This is a genomic window from Bradyrhizobium sp. RT6a (assembly GCF_040547675.1).
In the GTDB taxonomy this organism is placed as follows: domain Bacteria; phylum Pseudomonadota; class Alphaproteobacteria; order Rhizobiales; family Xanthobacteraceae; genus Bradyrhizobium.
Genome location: NZ_JBEPQC010000001.1, coordinates 815,432 through 833,862, shown reverse-complemented (window position 1 = coordinate 833,862; position 18,431 = coordinate 815,432). Strand labels below are relative to the sequence as shown.

Genomic DNA, 18,431 nt, shown 5'->3' with positions numbered 1-18,431 from the left:
CGCCTCCTTCAACCGGCGAAAGTGCTGGCCACGATGATCGGTCCAAGCACGGTCAGCACAACGTTTCCGACAGCATAGGGCACCGCGACGCCGAGCACCGGCGTCTGGCTTTCTGCAACTTCGCAGGCGCCGGTCACGGCGGCATCGACCGTCATGGCGCCGGCGAGCGCTCCGCAAATGATGACCGGGTTCATGCGAAGCACGCGATGCGCGAACAGGGTGGTCACAATCAGCGGTACCAGCGTGACGACCAGGCCCATGCCGACCAGCAGCATACCGTGCGACTGGATCGCGACCCAGGCTGCGTGGCCGTTGCCGAGTCCGATCGCCGCGATGAAGCCGCCGAGCCCGAGGTCGCTCAGCGTTTGCTGCGCGGCGGGCGGCATCGCACCCATGGTCGGCCGGCGCGAGCGCAGCCAGCCGCAGAAAAGTCCCGCTATCAAGGCACCGCCGCCGCCGCCCAGAGTCAGGGGCACTGAACCGATCTTGACGCTCGCGAGACCGGCGAGAAGACCTACGGCAATGCCTGCGGCAAGGAATGCAATGTCGGTACGGTCGTCGGAGCTCAGGATCTGTCCAACCTGCGAGGCGGCGCGCTCGATGTTGCGGGTGCTGCCGACCAGCGTCATGACGTCACCGACATAGACGCGGGTATCGGCGCTCAGGGGGACCTCGCGTCCCATCCGCGTCAAGGTGCGCAGGAACACGCCGCGCGCAGCGTCGCCAACGCGTTCAGCCACCTCCTTGACTGAGCGGCCATGGAGCTTGCGATTGTCGACGAGGACCTCGACCACGTTGCCGGGAAGCGCCTTCAGGATCTCGTCAGCGTCGATCTCGGTGCCAACAATCGGCTTTGCAGCGACGATGGCGGCGGTGCGGCCTGCGATAACGATGTCGTCGTTCGCTTCAAGAACAGTATCGCGATGCGGTTCGACGTCAGCGCCCTGGCGCACGATCCGCTCGATCACGCTGCGGCTGCCGATCTGGTCTTCGACGGCGCCGACGGTCCGTCCCGCCGCTGCCGAAACCCGGTACGCGCGGGCCTGGAATTTACGATAATGCAGATTTTCAGTTTGTGGCGGGTTGCCGCCCGAAAGCTCCGCCTCGAGCTTTGCAGCTTCCGCTTTCAGATCGATCCGCATCAATTTCGGCGCGACAAACGGCACGTACAGGAGCGTGAGGATATAGCCGAGTACGTAGGTGACGGCGTAGCCGGCGGCGATATTGGCGTCCTGTTGCTGCAGCACCTCTTTGGTCAGTCCGAGCTGGGATAGTGCGCCAGATGCGGTGCCGATGACCGACGATTGTGTCAGGGCTCCCGCAGCAAGACCGGAAGCGGTGCCGGGACCGAGCGCGAACACATGGGCAAATATGAGAACGATGACGAGGCCGGTACCACCAAGCACGAGCGCGAGCGCGACCTGAGCCAGGGTCCGGATGCTCAGCGAGGCAAAGAACTCGGGTCCGGATCGGTAGCCGATCGTGAACACGAACAGGCTGAAGAGAATAATCCTGAGCAGGGAAGGAAACGTGAAGGTGCCAAGCTGCCCGATCAGGACGGCAACGATGAGCGTGCACGCGGTGGTGCCTATCGAAAAGCCGCGGATTCTGACGCGACCAAGAATGGTGCCGAGCGCGACGGACAGCAGCAGGAAAATTTCCGGCGCGGCGGATATGATCCATCTGACCGTGCTCATGGGCGGGCCCTCCAGCCATTTGCGCCAATCTGGTTGGTGATAGCCGCCGATGCTTGATCCAGATCAACCTCGCGGTCGGCCAGACGCTCCCTGTTGAGTTGCAGGATTTCAAAACCCGACGTTGGGGCATGAGTACGATGGATACCACCGCCGCTTCGTCGATACGCCGCGACGAAACGGTGCCTGTCGCGCTGTTGCTGGCCTTCACCGGCGGCTACCTCGACGCCTATACGTGGATCGTCCACGGCGTCATGGCCAACGCCCAGACGGCCAATCTCGTCCTGCTGTGGGTCCATGGCTCCGTCGGCGACTGGGCGAAAGCGCTCCACTTCGTCCCACCGATCCTTGCGTTCGCGGTCGGTATCGTCGTCGCGTCATGGTTGCGCCGCGCGGCGGGAGAGCGCGCCATTGCCATCAGCGTTCTGCTGGAAATCCTCCTGCTGGTCGTTATCGCCGTCCTGCACAATCGCCTGCCGGATCTCGCGGGTACACTTGGCATTTCGTTCGTCGCCGCCGTACAGAGCGCGGTCTTCACGAGAGTTGAGGGCGTGCCCTACAGCTCCGTCATGATCACGGGCAACATGCGGCAGGCAATTGAAGGGGTGTTTGCTGTAGCTTCTGGCGATGGGGCGCTGCGGCCCTCGGGCGTTTTCGCTGTCTTGTGCATCACGTTCGGCCTCGGTGCCGCGCTTGGCGCCTTCGCGACCAAACAGATCCCGAACCTGGCGCTCGGCGTTCCCGTGATCGCGCTCCTGGTCGTGCTGTTGCGTTGCGAAAGTCCAGGCGACGAGGCCAGGCCATGACCTCATCTGACCGCAGATCGCGCTGGACCTTTCTGTTTCCGCCCGCAATCTGGCTTGCGCAGTATCACAGTGCCTGGCTGCGTTCGGACGCAATCGCCGGAATCACCCTCGCGGCTTACGCCATCCCCGTGTCACTGGCCTATGCGACGCTGGCGGGCCTGCCGCCCCAGATCGGCATCTACGGCTACATGCTCGGCGGCATCGGCTATGCGTTGCTCGGGTCGTCTCGCCAGCTTGCGGTCGGTCCGACCTCCGCGATCTCGTTGATGATTGCGGCGACGGTCGGGACGCTGTCCGGCGGAGATGCGGCGAAATACGCCGAGATCGCAAGCCTGGCCGCGTGCGCGGTGGCGCTGCTGTGCCTGATCGCGTGGTTGTTCAAGCTCAGCGTTCTCGTCCGCCTGGTGAGCGACAGTATCCTGGTCGGATTCAAGGCCGGCGCGGGACTTACCATCATGATGAGCCAGTTGCCGAGCCTGTTCGGCGTCGCCGGAGGCGGTCACAATTTCTTCGATCGCGCCATCAAGCTTGCCGGGCAGCTCGGCGGCATCAATTGGCTGGTTCTGGCGATCGGAGCCATCGCGCTCTCGTTCCTGCTGGTGGGAGAGCGGCGGCTGCCGGGAAGGCCGGTCGGGCTCACGATCATGGCGCTGTCGATTGTTTTGGCAACACTGCTTGGCCTTCCGTCGCTTGGCGTACCAGTCACCGGGCAAATCCCAGAGGGATTGCCGGCTATCGGGTTGCCGAGTTTTGGTTTGTTGGAGCCCGACGAGCTCTTCCCGCTGGCTGCGGGATGCGTACTGCTGGCCTATATCGAAGGCGTCTCCGCCGCCCGCAGCTTTGCTGCCAAGCACGGCTATGCCCTCGATGTCCGGCAGGAGTTCTTGGGGCTTGGCGCGGCGAACCTCGTCACCGCCTTCGGCCACGGCTACCCCGTGGCCGGCGGGCTGTCGCAATCTGCGGTCAACGACAATGCCGGGGCGCGCACGCCGCTGGCCCTGGTGATCTGCTCGGCGACGCTTGCGCTGTGCCTGCTGTTCTTCACGGGTCTGTTGACAAACTTGCCCAAGGCAGTGCTGGCGGCGATCGTCCTCGCCGCCGTCTACAGGCTGGTGGACATCCGCGCGCTGTTGCGGATGTGGCAAGTCAGCCGCATCGACTTTTATGCCGCGGCGATTGCCCTTCTGTCAGTGTTGCTCCTGGGCATCCTGCAGGGCATTTTGCTGGCGGTCGTCGCGTCGATCTTCCTGCTCCTGGCGCGGGCCTCGCGTCCGAATGTTGCTTTCCTCGGCCGGCTCCCCGGTACCGGCCGTTACTCCGATAATGCGAGGCATGAGGGCGTCGAGCCATTGGTCGGCATCATCGCGTTTCGACCCGAAGCCTCGTTGCTCTACATCAATGCTGAAACGATCCTGGAAACAGTGTTAGGCACCTTGCCGCTGTCGGTCGGCGCCAAACTGGTTGTCTGCGATCTATCGGCATCCCCCTACATCGATCTGGCCGGCGCGCGCATGTTGCACGATCTCTATGACGAACTCGCCTCCCGGAATATCACGTTCCGAATCGTCGGCGCGCACGCACAATTGCGCGATTTGCTGCGGGCCGAAGGCCTGGCGGAAAAGACCGACAGCGGAGCGTGGCTTCGTTCGGTTGACAGCGTACTCGGGGAGAGCACGACCGGGCAATCATCTGATCCCAATCCAAAAGATACACCCGACTTATGGGCGGGCCGGCTCTGATGCGATCTCACCATCGTCCTCAATCGATCACGCGGTAGCGCCTTGGACGATGTCCGCATCGCAAATTGTTCCGGGCCTCTGCAAGGTGCTCGACCCTTGACTTGGATCAATGGACCGAGGTGGGCGGGCATCACGATCCCGGACGAGACGTCGCAAAGATCCGGAGAGAGACATGTCCAAGGACGCCAAGGCTGCAGAAAAGCGCATCGATCAGTTCATTTCCGGGCCCGGCGGACGGGCGGATGATTGGCGCGATCTGGTCGAGGCAGCGAAGGCATGGTCGCGCGGCGGCGACCGCACGAAGTACGATGCGGCGCTGGCTGATCTTTCCGTCATAGAGGAGTTTCACGGCTATCCCGGCCTGCAATTGATGGCGGCCTTGCGGGAAGCGGCAACGGCCGGGGATGCGGCGGAGTCACTTGGCCTTACGACGCGCATCACGCAGGCCTTGATGACACGATCCTTCCGCCAGCACGCCGGCGACTGGGATCCCAAGGACGACGGCGCCGATGCCTCGCCCGAGCTGGTGCCCTCGACCTTCGGATCGCATGGGGGCCATCGGCCCTATTTCGAAACACTGATTATCACCGGCGTCTCTTCCAACCACTGGCCGGCGCTCGCCGCCGAATGGCGAAAGCTGCGACGTCCGGTGGATTCGTTTGTTTATGAGCCGGTGATCGTCGGCAGCCTTGAGGATGCCTTCTGCGCGACAATGCTCAATCCCAACATCGCGGCCGTCGTCATCAACGAAGGGTTCGGTCTGCGTTCGCGTCACGACGCGCCAATCCTGCGGACCATGACGGCCGGCGCGGGCCTCAATGACGAGGCCGACGCATCTGCGCTCCGGCTCGCGCACATCATCAAGCGGGTACGTCCGGAGCTTGACATCTATCTGATGTCGAATCGCGACGTCGAAAAAATGGCTGGAGACCCCGACGCCAACGTGGTTCGGCGGATATTCTACTCCATTGAAGAGCTTCTCGAGCTCCATCTCTCCATCCTTGAAGGTATCCAGGATCGCTTCGACACGCCGTTTTTCGACAATCTCAAGAAATATGCACAACGTCCGATCGGAACGTTCCATGCGCTGCCGATCGCGCGCGGCAAGTCTGTGTTCAGGTCCGACTGGATCCGCGACATGGGTGAATTCTACGGCTTGAACCTGTTTCTGGCCGAGAGCAGCGCGACGACCGGTGGCCTCGACAGCTTGTTGGAGCCGACCGGTACCATTAAGAAAGCGCAGGACAAGGCGGCGCGGGCGCTCGGCGCGGATCGCGTGTTCTTCGTGACCAACGGCACCTCGACCTCGAACAAGATGGCAGTGCAGGCGCTGCTCGGGCCGGGCGATATCGCGATCGTCGATCGCAACTGTCACAAGTCGCACCACTACGGCATGGTGCTGGCCGGCGCCCAGCCGATCTATGTCGAAGCGTTCCCGATGACCGAGTATTCGATGTACGGCGCGGTGCCGCTGAAGACCATCAAGCAGGCGCTGCTGAATGCGCGGGCCGATGGCCGGCTGGACGGCGTCAAGATGCTCGACCTGACCAACTGCACCTTCGACGGCCACATCTACAACACCCGCCGGGTGATGGAGGAATGCCTTGCGATCAAGCCGGATTTGATCTTCCTGTGGGACGAAGCCTGGTTCGGCTTCGCGCGCTTCTCTCCGTTCCTGCGGCGACGGACCGCGATGGGCGCCGCCAACGAAATCGAGACCTGGATGCATGATCCGAAATCGGTCGCGGCTTACGAGAAGCAGCAGGCCGAGCTCGGTAAGTCGCCTTCCGACGAAACGTTGCTCAAGACCCGGCTGATCCCCGATCCGCGTCAGATCCGCTTGCGCGTCTACCAAACCAACTCGACCCACAAGTCGATGTCGGCGATCCGACAGGGCTCGATGCTGTCGGTCAAGGACGTCGAATTCCACACCGTCGAGCAGCAGTTCAAGGAAGCGGTATTCACGCACGCGTCGACCAGCCCGAACCAGCAGCTCATCGCCAGTCTTGACGTCTCGCGGCGCCAGATGGAGCTGGAGGGCTACGGTCTGGTGGCCAACGCGATCGAAATCGCGTTCGCGATCCGCAAGGCGGTCAACAGCAATCCGCTGATCTCGAAATACTTCCGGATTCTCGGTGCGGACGCCATGGTGCCGGCGCAGTATCGCCAGAGCGGCTTCACCGACTATCTCGCAACAGGCATGAACTGGGCGAGCGTCCTGAAGAGCCTGGACGACGACGAGTTCTGCCTCGATCCGACCCGCATGACCTTGGTGTGCGGCACCGCGGGCTACGACGGCACGCAGTTCAAGGGCATCCTCGCCAATGACTACAATATCCAGATCAACAAGACATCGCGCAACTCGGTGTTGTTCCAATCGAACATCAACAACACCCGCAGCGACGTCGCCCATCTGGTGAGGGTGCTGGCCGAGATCGCGGGCGAGGTCGACCGTGGCCTGGTTCAGGGCGGCGCCAACGCGAAGAAGACCTTCGACGCGCGGGTGAAGAGCCTGATGACCGATGTGCCCGACCTGCCGAATTTCTCGCACTTCCACGACAGTTTCCGTGGCGATGCCGGCACCAAGACCAACGAGGGCGACATCCGTAGCGGCTTCTACTCGGCCTATGACGCAGCGGGGTGCGAATATATCCGGCTCGGCGATTCCGAGATCGACCGCCGCCTCAAGGCCGGGCCGGACCTCGTCTCCGCGAGTTTCGTGATCCCGTATCCGCCGGGCTTTCCGATCATGGTGCCGGGACAGGTGATCACGCAGGAGACCATCGACTTCATGCGAAAGCTCGATGTGAAGGAAATCCACGGCTACGACGCCAAGGAAGGGCTGAAGCTCGTACGCGCCGAAGCCCTGGCGAAGATCGGCCGGCCCAAGCCCGGTGCGACGCCGAAGCTGAAGGCTGCATCGTAATAAAAGGGGACGGACATGCAGAGCTTTTTCACGTTCTTGCAGCAGAACCCGTTTCTGTTGCTGTTCTTCGTCGTTGGCGTCGCCGTCTGGATCGGCCGGGCCAGCATCAAGGGTTACGGCCTAGGCATGGTTGCCGGCGCCATCGTGGTGGGCGCCGGCCTATCTGTGTGGGCGTCGGTCTATGGCGTGAAGCTCGAGTTGAACAACTTCGCCAAGAGCCTCTTCTATTACCTGTTCATGTATGGGGTTGGCCTTCGTGTCGGGCCCTCTTTCATCAACAGCCTGAAAGGCGACGGCCTCAAGTTCTGCATCCTTGCGCTCGTGTCCAGTGTTGTCGGACTTGCGCTGGTCGTGATTTGCGCCAAGCTGTTTGCGCTGCCAATTGGTGCTGCCGGCGGCATGCTGGCGGGATCTCAGACCATGTCTGCCGCGATCGGTTCGGCCGAGCAGGCTATCACCTCGGGTGTGGTGAAGCTCCCTGAAGGCATGAAGCCCGAGGATGCGTCGGGCATGATCGCACTGTCTTACGGCATCACGTATATCTGGGGCACCGTCGGCATCATCCTGATCTGCAAATACCTGCCGCGCTGGTGGGGCGTCGACGCCAAGGCCGCAGCCAAGCAGTACGAGCAGGAGTTTGGCGTCAAGGACCTCGAGGGTGGCGGCCTGACCGGTTACCGGCAGTTCGGCCTCCGTGCCTACCGGCTCGATAATCCAGCCCAGGTTGGCATGAGCATTGCCAAATTCCGCACGATGAATCCCGAATACCGCATCGTCAATGTGGCGCGCCGAGGAGAACCGCTGGGTGCCGACCCCGAACTCGTTCTGGAAAAGGGCGACGTCGTCGCGCTCGGCGGCTCGACTGAGCATCTCACCGACAAGATGGGCCTGATCGGGCCGGAAGTTGCCGACGCCAAGGCGCTCGGCATTCCCATGGATCAGGCGGACATCCTCGTCACAAACAAGGCGATGGCGGGACGGACCTTTGAATCCTTCCGCGAGACGGCCATTGCCGGTCAGTTGCAGGTCACCAAGGTCGAACGTGGCGGCGTGCAGATTCCGGCCGGTCTCAAGACCGAGTTGCAGCGGATGGACATCGTCTCGGTGGTCGGCATCAAGTCGGCCGTCAACGAGCTCGGCGAGATGTGGGGCCGCATTGCACGGACCAACACCTCGACCGATCTGTTGACGCTCGCCGCAGGCATGATCATCGGCTTCCTGATCGGGATGATCGAATTCCCGGCCTTTGGTGCCAAGATCGGCCTCGGCAACGCCGGCGGTCTGTTGCTGTCGGGCGTGATCGTCTCATCGCTGGTCTCACGGCTGCGCTTCTTCGGCAATACGCCGAACGCGGCACGCAATGTGCTTGAGGATCTCGGTCTCGTGGTCTTCGTCGCCATCGTCGGCATCAATGCCGGCGCGGGACTATTGGCGCAGCTGACCGGGGCCGTGGCACTGAAGATCTTCGTTGCCGGCTTCATTGCCTGCACGATTCCGCCGTTCATCGTCTGGGCGATCGGCTTCCACGTCTTCAAGATCAACCCGGCCGTGCTGATGGGCGGCGTTGCCGGTGCGCGGTCGCACTCCGGCCCTTGCCGCGAGGCCGCGGTGGAAATCCAGAGCTCCGTGCCCTGGATTGGGTTCCCGGTCGGCTACGCCGTATCGGGCATTCTGCTCACCGTGTTCGGCTACTTCGCAATGATCCTGGCTCAATAGCTCGGCGTCAAAACCAGAGGAAAGAAAAGTCATGAGAAAAGTCGCTATCTATGCCGCCCTGGTCGCCTCGCTGGCAAGCGTCGCCGGATTCAGCACGCCATCCCGGGCAGAGACCGGCCAAGTTGCCGTTGTCTTCACCAAGGGCGGATTCATCGTTGGCATCGGTGGGGGCGAGGGCGTTCTGCTGTATCGCGGCCACAAATATCCCTTCACCGTCTCGGGTATGAGCGTCGGCTTCACGATCGGCGCCTCGACCACCAAGCTGGTCGGTCGCGCCCTCAACCTGAGGGGACCGGAGTCGATCGAAGGCTCCTACGCTGTCGGCGGTGCGGGCGGTGCTATCGCTGCTGGCGCAGGTGCCGTTCAGCTACAAAACGGCAACGGCGTGATTCTGCAGCTTAGCGGGCCGAAGGTCGGTGCGGAGCTGTCAGCCGCTGTGGGGGGCGTGACGATAGCTTTGAAGCGGTAGAGCGGCAGTCGTGCCGCTTCGGCGGTCGCGGCGCTCTAGCTGAATGGCGGCTGCTTTTCTCATGCACGTAGGTCGGGGAAGCGCCCGCAAATCAGCGCCAGGTCGGGTGCCAACCGCGTTTCGCGAGGCATCGTCGAAGCGGATCACGGCACCCATATCGAGGGAGGACATGCCATGCTTCGTTATCTACTAGCTTTTGTTGCGGCCGTCGTTCTTCTCACGGCCACGCTCATTCCCGATGATGCCTATGCCCGCCGCGGAGGTGGCGGTGGTGGCTATCGCGGAGGTGGAGGGGGCATGCGCGCCGGAGGCTTCCATGGCGGCGGGGTTCATGCCGGACGCATCCATGGCGGAGGCGGACGCCACTACGCAGGAGGTCCGCGGCCCAGCCATCCGATTGCTGGTCGTCCTGGCCGTCCAGGTTACCCCGTTGCGGGCCGTCCCGGCCGTCCCGTCGCCGGTTATCCCGGAGGCGCGGCTTACGGTGCTGCTGCCGTCGGTGCGGCCGCCGCGGGCGCTTACGGATACTACAATAACAACTACAACAATGGTTGCTATCAGGACACGTACGGAAACTGGGTCTGCCCCAACCAGTATCCATACTGAGAATGCGCCGCTGGCGGGCTCTAATACACCGTCAGCATTGGCCCCGGACTCAACGATCGGACCGCACCGGCAGTGCGGCCCGACCACTTTGTCAATAGCGTTCGGCGACGAAGTTCATTCCGCGCAGGCCGGCCTGGTCATTGTAGCGTCCTTTGTCGGAACGCTTCGGCAGCCTCACCTTGTCCTTCTTGATCCGCTTGTGCGGGATAGCCTCCAGGATGTGCGCGATACAGTTCAGCCGCGCCCGCCGCTTGTCGTCGGAGCGAATGATGTACCAAGGCGCCTCCTTCGTGCTCGTCTTCTTGAGCATCAGGTCGCGCGCGCGCGAATAATCATACCAGCGCTTGAAGGATTCGAGGTCCATCGGGCTCAGCTTCCATTGCCGCACCGGATCGTCGATGCGGGCGTTGAAGCGGCGCTCCTGCTCGTCCATCCCGACCTCGAGCCAGATCTTGATCAGGATGATGCCGCCATCGATGGCGTACTTTTCCATTTGCGGGCAGAGCGACAGGAAACGGTCGTGCTCGGCGGGCGAGCAGAACCCCATGACATATTCGACGCCGGCGCGGTTGTACCAGCTCCGGTCGAAGATCACGATCTCGCCGCCGGCCGGAAACTGCTTCATGTAGCGCTGGAAGAAAAGCTGCGTCTTTTCGCGATCCGATGGTGCCGGCAGCGCCACTACCCGGAATACACGCGGGCTGACCTTTTCGGTGATCGCCTTGATCGTGCCGCCCTTGCCGGCCGCATCGCGGCCTTCGAACAGGACGATGACTCGAAGCTTGTTTTCCCTCACATAGTCCTGGAGGTGGCAAAGCTCGATCTGGAGCTTTTCGAGCTCCTTCTCGTAGTCTTTGCGCTTCATCCGCTCTGAGGCTTCAGCCTTTGCCATGCTTCGCGTTCCATTGCCTCGAGTTGGCCAAACCGTGATCAGTCGCCCCAGGAGATGGTGACCCCGATGTCGCCGGGCACGCCGTCCGGGAAGTCGATGACCTGATAGCCGATGCGATAGCCGCGCGGCTTGAGGTATTCGGTCCAGAGCTCGAAGATCTCCTTTGGAATTCCAGTCAGCGTTGTCTCCCAGCCCGCCTCCATCTGGTTGATCGCGCGGCCCTTGTCGGTGCACAGCGTATTCGGGAAGCGATAGACCTGCACTTCGGTCAGGCCGTTGCGAACCGCGCGCTGGATGATGGTCGAGGCGAGCTTGATCTTCTCCTCCTCGGTCTTGCCGGACGGTTTGCTCAGTCGTTCGATCAGAGCGCGTTTCTCGGCTTCGGCCGCGGCGGCAAGGCGAACGTATTCCTCAGCCTTTCTGGCCTCCTCGAGCGCGGCTTCCTTGCGAATTTGCAGTGCGTTGGGAATGAGCTCATCGATGCCGGGCATGATTGTGCGTTCCTGGCTTGCTGTGGGATCGGAGTCAGGGCTAGGCTACGTTTCGCGCCGTTCGGACCCTTGATTCATATCAAGCAATTTTCTCACCTGCGCGGCCAGGGTAACTAATCGGCGCGCAGACCGCCCTGATCCCTTCTGTGGAGGCGACCATTGAGCGAGCAACTTCATCCGATGGCCCCGCATCATCTGCCGTTCTATCTCGCGCCGGGAAGTGGCACGGACGTGCTGATGGTGGTGATGGGGATCTTCCTGATCGGCACAGTACTCTGGGTTGGCACGCTCTATTGGAAGCTGCACAGCCTGCCGGAACGAATGGCCCACAAGTCGCAGAAGCTTCAGTTCGAGATCGTGGCCGTGCTCGGCATCATCTCGCTCTTTACGCACATGCACATTTTCTGGGTGGCCGGCCTTCTGCTCGCGATGATCGACTTGCCGGATTTCGGCACGCCGCTGCGGAGTATCGCAGGCTCGGTCGAGAGGATCGCCGACGCCGCGCCCGGCGAGGGTCGCGAGCCAGAACTCTCCAGCTTGCCGCCGGTTGAAAAGCCGATCGTCAAGGGAAAGGAACACAGCCATGTTTGAGCTCATGTTCTGCTCCCTCCTGACCATCCTGCCGGACTACCTCTACCGCCGCTATGCCCAGGGCAAACGTTTCGGCAAGGAGATCACTTTCTTTTCCATCTGGTATGAATTGCGATGGGGCATCACCGGCTGCCTGATGCTGACGATTTCGCTGATCACGATGATCTTCTACTTTCACCCGTCAACGACCTCGGCCGCGCTCTATTTTCGGACGGTCCCCATCCTTCCTGAAGGCTCCGGCCGCGTCGCGGAAGTCAATGTCGGCTACAGCGAGGCAGTGAAGAAAGGCGATGTGCTGTTCAGGTTGGACAGTTCGAAGCAGAAGGCCGCCTTGGAGACGGCCACGCGCAAGATCGCCGAGGTCGACGCCGCGATGACAAGCGCCGAAAACGACGTGGTCAAGGCCGAAGCGCAGATCCAGGAAGCCAAGGCCAGCCTTCAGCAGGCCAAGGACGAGCTGGACGTCAAGACGGAGCTGCAGCGCCGCAATCCCGGTATCGTCCCGCAACGCGATATCGAGAAACTACAGGTCGTGGTCAACCAGCGGCAGGCTGGTGTGGACTCGGCCACCGCGTCCAAGACGTCGGCGATGTTGCGGCTTTCAACGCTGTTGCCGGCTGAAAAAGCGAGCGGCCAGGCGGCGTTGGCTGAAGCGCAGGTCGATCTCGACAAGACCTTCGTTCGCGCCGGCGTCGACGGGCGGGTCGAACAGTTCTTCGTTCGACCTGGCGATCTCGTCGCCCAGATCATGCGACCAGCCGGCGTGTTGATACCGGCGGATGCCGGCAGGGGTAGGCTGCAGGCCGGGTTTGGACAGATTGAAGCGGGGGTGATGAAGGTAGGGATGGTCGCGGAAGCGACCTGCATCTCCAAGCCGTGGGTGATCATTCCGCTCGTTGTCACCGATGTGCAGGATTACATCGCCGCCGGCCAGGTCCAGGCTGGCCAGGAATTGATTGAACTTCAGAATGCACGGAAGCCGGGTTCGATACTTGCCTTCCTGGAGCCGCTCTACAAGGGCGGACTTGAAGGCTTGACGCCGGGCAGCAGCTGCATCGTCAATGCCTATACCAGCAATCACGAGGAGATCACTGCGAAGGAGACGGGCACTGCTCGGGCCGTCGCTCTGCATGTCGTCGATGGCGTCGGCCTCGTGCACGCCATGCTCTTGCGAATTCAGGCGCTGCTGCTGCCTATCAAGACGCTGGTGCTCAGCGGGCACTGAATGGGTCCGCTCTTGGCTTGGATCGCACCGGTTGAGCAATAAGCCGCAGCTGAGCCGGACGGGTGTCAATGAGCCCGTGCGGCCGCCGGATCTCCGATTCACCGTGAGCGCCATATGGTCCCTGCGAAAATGCCGATCTGGCTTCGTTCCGTCATTGTCTCCAGCGCTGTCGTGCTCGTGCTTGGGGCCGGCCTGCTCGGATACCGCTGGTATTCCCGCCCGACGACGTTGACCATCGCGGTTGGATCCTTGGACGGGGAGGCCGCGCGTCTGGTATCGGCGTTGGCGAGCCGGCTTGCCGTCGTGAACGCCCCGGTCCGGCTCAAGCTGGTGGAAACTACCAACGCGGTTGATGCTGCCGAGCAGTTTGCGGCCGAGAAGGCCGAGCTGGCTGTCGTCCGCGGTGACATCGGCGACCTATCGCAGGCGCAGGCCATCGTGGTTCTCGCCCATGCCGTTGTCCTCTTGGTTGCGCCGCCGGGCTCGGCAATTACCGATATCGCCGGGTTGAAACGCGCCAGTGTCGGCGTGATCGGCGGCGAGATAAATCGCAACATCGTCAACGTCATCAGTGAGGAATACGGCCTGGGGCGCGCCAACGTGACATTCCGCAATCTCCAGCCGGCAGACGCGCGGCGGGCACTCGACGCCAAGGAGGTACGGGCGATTCTGGTCGTCGTTCCCCTTGCCGAAAAGTATCTCGCTCTCTTGCGCGGCCTCTTTCTGCAGACGCCGAAGACCGCGCCGGTCCTTCTTCCCGTCGAGGCGGCTGGTGCCATCGCGGAAAAGCAGCGCGCCTATGAAAGCTTCGATGTCCCGAAGGGCACGCTGCGCGGTTCGCCGCCTGTCCCGAGCGAGGATCTCACCACGCTGCGGGTTTCGTTCTATGTGGTCGCGCAAAAGCAGCTCAGCGCAGAGGTGGCGGGTAGCCTGGCCGACGCGCTGATGAAGGCGCGCAGGGACCTGCTCGGCGAATTGCCGATCCTCTCGCAAATGACCACGCCGAGCACGGATTCGGACGCCTTCCTCCCGGTCCATCCTGGCGCCGCAGCATTCTACAACGGAACGCAGCAGAGCTTTCTGGACGAATGGGGAAACGCGATCTTCCTCGCGCCCATGATTTTCGGCGGCCTCATCTCCGTATTGGCGGCGGCTTGGAAATTCCTTCAGGTGCGTGATCCCTCTAAAGACGAACGGGGCCTGGACTTGCTGTATGCGCTGGGCGCGCGGATACGCAGGACGGAGGCGGAGGCCGAACTGTCCGATATCGAGGTGGAGATCGACCGGGTGCTCCAGGGCCAGCGCGCCAAGGCCGCTGCAGGAGACGAGAATGCGCTCGATGTCACGACATTGAATGTCGCTGCGCATCGTCTTCAGAGCCTGATTCACGACCGTCGGATCCTGCTGTCCGCGCACGGACATGAGCAAGCGCTCGGTCAGCCAGTTGACCGCACCTGACGGTGGTCACTCCAAATCAAGTCACACCACGGCCGAACCCAAGCTCAGCTACCTTGATCTTGATCAAACCCTCCGGCCGCCAACCCCGTTTCCTTCAGCAATCGCGTCATGCGAGGGGTGCGGGACATTCGGGGGATAACGGACGGGCGATGAAGCGTCGTGAGTTCATGGCCTTGGTCGGGGCTGCAGCCGCTTGTCCGGTCTTCGCGCACGCTCAGGACGGGGCACCGCGGCCGATGCCGTCGGTCGGCGTGCTGACTGGCAATGTGGTGGGCGATGGCGGCGCTCAGATGCGCGTCAATGCCCTTCAGCAGGCTCTCGCCGATCTCGGCTGGATCGCCAATCAGAACTACCGACTCGATGTGCGCTGGCCGGGCTCCAATCCGACATGGCAGGAACGTGAAGCTCGCGAACTTGTTGCCACCAGACCCGACGTGCTGTTTGCGACCAGCACGGCGACGACACGGGCGCTGCGGGCTGCAACGCAGATCATTCCGATCATCTTTGTCGGGCTCTCGGACCCGGTCGGGACAGGCCTCGTCGTCGATCTGGCAAGGCCGACCAGCAATCTTACAGGCTTCTCGCTTTACGAGCATGCCATGAGCGGGAAATGGCTGAGCCTGTTGAAGGACATGGTGCCCAGCATGAGCAGTGCGGTGCTTCTGTACAATCCCGAGACCGCGCCATATGCGCCCCTATACCTTCAGGCCGCACACCAGGTGGAAAGTCGCCTGCGCATGACGGTTACTGGCGCCGCCGTCCGCAGCAGCGCCGATATCGCCGTGGCCATCGATACTGCGGCGCGGAATGGCAGCGGGGTCGTCGTGCTGCCGGATGGCGGCTTCTTCAGTACTCAGAGCGGCATGGCAATCCCGTTGCTCGCTCAGCGCCGCGTGCCGGCGATCTTCGCCGTGCGCTTCTATACTGTGAATGGCGGGCTGATGTCTTATGGCGCCGACCTGACGCAACAGTTTCGCGACGGCGCTGGCTATGTCGCTCGCATCCTTCGCGGCGCCGAGGTCCGCAGTCTTCCGGTGCAATTCGCCACAAGGTTTGACCTCGTCATCAACATGAGAGCCGTCCACGCCCTCGGACTGGCGGTCCCGGAACGATTGCTGATGGAGGCTGAGCTGATCGACTAGCTTGCTCGGGCGTCCCGGGAGATGAGGCAGCGTTTCGTTGATCTCGATCAACAAATGTCAGCTCTCCGGTCTGATGATCGCCGGGAATGTGCATGGAGGATCTGATGTTTCGCTGCGGCAGGATCTTGATGGCGGTTGCGCTCGTGATCGCGATTCCGCTGGCGGCGGCGGCGCAGACCGCAGATAAGGCGCCGGCCTCCAGCCCGCAGCAGGCAAATCCCCCCGCGCAAGCCGCAGAGCTTCTGAAACCGGAGCAGCTCGAAGCTCTGGTCGCGCCGATAGCGCTCTATCCCGACGAATTGCTTGCCAACGTGCTGGCGGCTTCCACCTATCCTCTGGAAGTGGTTCAGGCCGATCGCTGGCTGAAAGAGCGCAAGACTCTGAAGGGTGATGCCCTGAAGACTGAAGTCGAGAAGCAGCCGTGGGATGACAGCATCAAGGCGCTGGCCTCGACTGCTGAGGTCCTAGCCATGATGAGCGACAAGCTCGACTGGACCAAGGCGCTGGGCGACGCCGTGCTCGCACAGCAACCGGATGTGATGGATGCGGTCCAGCGGTTGCGGACCAAGGCTTATGACAATAAAAAGTTGGTGACCACCAAGCAGCAGAAGGTGAGCGTCAAGACCGAGGAAAGCAGGCAGGTGGTCGTGATCGAGCCGGCGGTTCCCGATACGATGTACGTGCCGTACTACGAGCCTGCGACAGTCTACGGCGCGTGGCCCTACACCGAGTATCCACCATATTACTTCGGCTACCCGTCCTACATCGGCGCAGGCGTCGTCGCGGCGGGTCTCGCCTTCGGCACGGCCTGGGCCATCGGCCGCTGGGGCAATTATTGGGGCGGCGGCTGCAACTGGGGCAACCGCAACGTCTATATCAATCACCGAACCACGAACATCGGAAATGGCTGGCAGCACAATCCTTCGCATCGCCAAGGGGTGCGGTACAACAACGCCAACGTTCAGCAGCGCTTTGGCAACAGCAACCTGAAGGCCGGCGCCGCCGACCGGATGGATTTCCGCGGCCGCGACGGACAGCAGAAGCCGGGGCAGGATCGGCCAGGTGCGGGAGATCGCGCAGGAGATCGTGCCGGCGACCGCGCAGGTGATCGAGGCGGTGACCGACAAGGCGCGGGGGATCGTGCCAAGGCGGGGGGCGATCGTGCTAAAGGTGGTGGCGATCGCGCTGCCAAGGGTGGTGGTGCCAAGAATGCCGGCGCAAAAAGTGCCAGCCCTAAAGCGGGCGGTGCCAAGGGCGGCGGTGGCGCCAAGGCCGCGAACCGCGGTGGTGGCGGTGCCCTGAACGTGTCGTCGGGCCGCTCGGCGGCTGCAGCATCGGCCCGTGGCCAGGCGAGCATGGCGAGCATGGGACCGCGCGGTGGCGGCGGCGGAGGTGCGAGCTTCGCCGGCCGAGGCGGCGGCGGAGGCTTCCAGGGTGGCGGTGGCGGTGGCCGCGGTGGTGGTGGTGGTGGTGGCGGCGGACGACGTTCCGATATCGGGCTGAAGCACGATGTCGTTCTGCTCGGCCATCTCGCAAGCGGCCTTGGTTACTACCGCTTCAGCTATATCGGCAGCGACAAGGCCTATGTCGGCGTCATTGCGCAGGAAGTCGAGGAAGTGAAGCCGGTAGCCGTCACCCGCGGAGCCGACGGCTATCTCCGGGTCTATTACGAAAAGCTCGGTCTGAAATTCCGTACCTATCGTGATTGGCTCGAGAGCGGCGCGCGGATTCCTGCGGGGGTGACACAATGATGAGTTTGAAGTCGCTTCTTCGTGCGGCGTTGCCGGCCATCATGGCGCTGGCGCTCCTGAGCTGGCCATCCCTGGCGCAGCAATCCTATCCGACACCGGAGGATGCGGCAGCGGCGCTCGCTGCCGCCGTCAAAAGCGGGCCGGACCGGGCCATCCTGAAAGTGCTCGGCAGCGCTGCCGAGGACATCGTCTCGTCCGGTGATGAGGTTGCCGACGTCGACATCCGGAAACGCTTCGTCTCGATGTATGATGCTAAGCATTCGGTCAAGACGGAGGGTAACAAGAAGGCGATGCTGATGTTGGGTCCGGACGACTTCCCGTTCCCGATCCCGCTCGTCAACACCAAGACCGGCTGGGAATTCGATGCCGCCGAAGGCCGCATCGAAGTGCTGTATCGCCGCATCGGCCGCAATGAGCTCGACGCGATCCAGACCAGTCTTGCCTTTGTCGATGCCGAGAACGACTACGCTGACAAGGATCGCGGCGAAGGGGCCGACGTGTACGCACAGCGCATCGTCAGCAGCGCGGGCAAGAAGGACGGGTTGTTCTGGCGCGACGACAGCGACCAGAGCCCGCTCGGCGCACTGGTAGCGCAGGCTTCGGCTGAAGGGTACCAGGCCGGGGATGGCCCGGAGCCCTATCACGGCTACTATTTCCGCATCCTGAAAGGGCAGGGCTCGAACGCGCCAGGCGGCGCGCTCAACTACGTCGTCAAAGGCAAGATGATCGGAGGTTTTGCGCTGGTCGCCTGGCCCGCCGAGTACGGCAATTCCGGCGTCATGACCTTCCTGGTCAATCATGCGGGCGTTGTCTACCAGAAGGATCTCGGGCCTCGGACCAAGGTCCTCGCTCCTCGCATGACTGCATTCGATCCGGACCAGACCTGGAAGAAGGTCGATAGTGCAAAACCCTGAGCGACGCACGT

The 18,431-nt window shown here is 62.6% G+C and carries 15 protein-coding genes; 12 read left to right on the top strand and 3 right to left on the bottom strand.

The window, feature by feature from the left end; translation table 11 throughout:
* Positions 1–8 precede the first annotated feature (8 nt).
* On the bottom strand, positions 9–1,697 hold the full coding sequence (gene aspT / locus ABIC03_RS04180; RefSeq protein ID WP_354055765.1) for an aspartate-alanine antiporter: 1,689 nt from the start codon (positions 1,695–1,697) through the stop codon (positions 9–11).
* 128 nt (positions 1,698–1,825) lie between these two features.
* Between aspT and ABIC03_RS04175 the strand changes: the two genes are divergently transcribed.
* The 6 genes from ABIC03_RS04175 to ABIC03_RS39245 all read left to right on the top strand — a co-directional run bounded on the left by ABIC03_RS04175 (position 1,826) and on the right by ABIC03_RS39245 (position 9,956).
* Entirely contained in the window at positions 1,826–2,500 is a 675-nt protein-coding gene (locus tag ABIC03_RS04175) for a YoaK family protein (protein WP_354057497.1), read from the top strand.
* Positions 2,497–4,239: a SulP family inorganic anion transporter gene (locus tag ABIC03_RS04170; RefSeq protein WP_354055763.1), complete on the top strand. Its 1,743-nt coding sequence runs from the start codon at positions 2,497–2,499 to the stop codon at positions 4,237–4,239. Before ABIC03_RS04175 ends, ABIC03_RS04170 begins: the two co-directional genes overlap by 4 nt.
* Positions 4,240–4,411: 172 nt before the next feature.
* Positions 4,412–7,165, top strand: coding sequence for a decarboxylase (locus ABIC03_RS04165; protein WP_354055761.1), 2,754 nt, complete (start codon positions 4,412–4,414; stop codon positions 7,163–7,165).
* 15 nt (positions 7,166–7,180) lie between these two features.
* Entirely contained in the window at positions 7,181–8,881 is a 1,701-nt protein-coding gene (locus ABIC03_RS04160) for an aspartate:alanine exchanger family transporter (RefSeq protein WP_275167500.1), read from the top strand.
* Positions 8,882–8,912: 31 nt separating this feature from the next.
* Positions 8,913–9,350: a hypothetical protein gene (locus tag ABIC03_RS04155; protein ID WP_354055759.1), complete on the top strand. Its 438-nt coding sequence runs from the start codon at positions 8,913–8,915 to the stop codon at positions 9,348–9,350.
* Positions 9,351–9,524: 174 nt separating this feature from the next.
* Positions 9,525–9,956, top strand: a complete 432-nt coding sequence (locus ABIC03_RS39245; protein WP_502916912.1) for a hypothetical protein — start codon at positions 9,525–9,527, stop codon at positions 9,954–9,956.
* A gap of 91 nt (positions 9,957–10,047) precedes the next feature.
* Here ABIC03_RS39245 and ppk2 read toward each other — a convergent pair whose 3' ends face one another.
* Both ppk2 and ABIC03_RS04140 read right to left on the bottom strand, forming a co-directional pair.
* A complete protein-coding gene (ppk2, locus tag ABIC03_RS04145) occupies positions 10,048–10,848 on the bottom strand; it encodes a polyphosphate kinase 2 (protein WP_354055755.1) in 801 nt (266 codons plus the stop codon).
* A gap of 38 nt (positions 10,849–10,886) precedes the next feature.
* Entirely contained in the window at positions 10,887–11,339 is a 453-nt protein-coding gene (locus ABIC03_RS04140; protein WP_354055753.1) for a hypothetical protein, read from the bottom strand.
* Between the two features lie 180 nt (positions 11,340–11,519).
* Here ABIC03_RS04140 and ABIC03_RS04135 point away from each other — a divergent pair, with 180 nt between their 5' ends.
* From ABIC03_RS04135 to ABIC03_RS04110, 6 genes are all read left to right on the top strand, one after another.
* Positions 11,520–11,930: a hypothetical protein gene (locus tag ABIC03_RS04135; protein WP_354057496.1), complete on the top strand. Its 411-nt coding sequence runs from the start codon at positions 11,520–11,522 to the stop codon at positions 11,928–11,930.
* A complete protein-coding gene (locus ABIC03_RS04130) occupies positions 11,923–13,155 on the top strand; it encodes an HlyD family secretion protein (protein WP_275167495.1) in 1,233 nt (410 codons plus the stop codon). Before ABIC03_RS04135 ends, ABIC03_RS04130 begins: the two co-directional genes overlap by 8 nt.
* Before the next feature lie 114 nt (positions 13,156–13,269).
* A complete protein-coding gene (locus ABIC03_RS04125; protein ID WP_354055751.1) occupies positions 13,270–14,613 on the top strand; it encodes a TAXI family TRAP transporter solute-binding subunit in 1,344 nt (447 codons plus the stop codon).
* A 149-nt stretch (positions 14,614–14,762) separates the two neighbouring features.
* A complete protein-coding gene (locus ABIC03_RS04120) occupies positions 14,763–15,755 on the top strand; it encodes an ABC transporter substrate-binding protein (protein WP_354055749.1) in 993 nt (330 codons plus the stop codon).
* 104 nt (positions 15,756–15,859) lie between these two features.
* Positions 15,860–17,506, top strand: coding sequence for a DUF3300 domain-containing protein (locus tag ABIC03_RS04115; RefSeq protein WP_354057495.1), 1,647 nt, complete (start codon positions 15,860–15,862; stop codon positions 17,504–17,506).
* A complete protein-coding gene (locus ABIC03_RS04110; RefSeq protein WP_354055747.1) occupies positions 17,503–18,420 on the top strand; it encodes a DUF2950 domain-containing protein in 918 nt (305 codons plus the stop codon). Before ABIC03_RS04115 ends, ABIC03_RS04110 begins: the two co-directional genes overlap by 4 nt.
* Positions 18,421–18,431 lie beyond the last annotated feature (11 nt).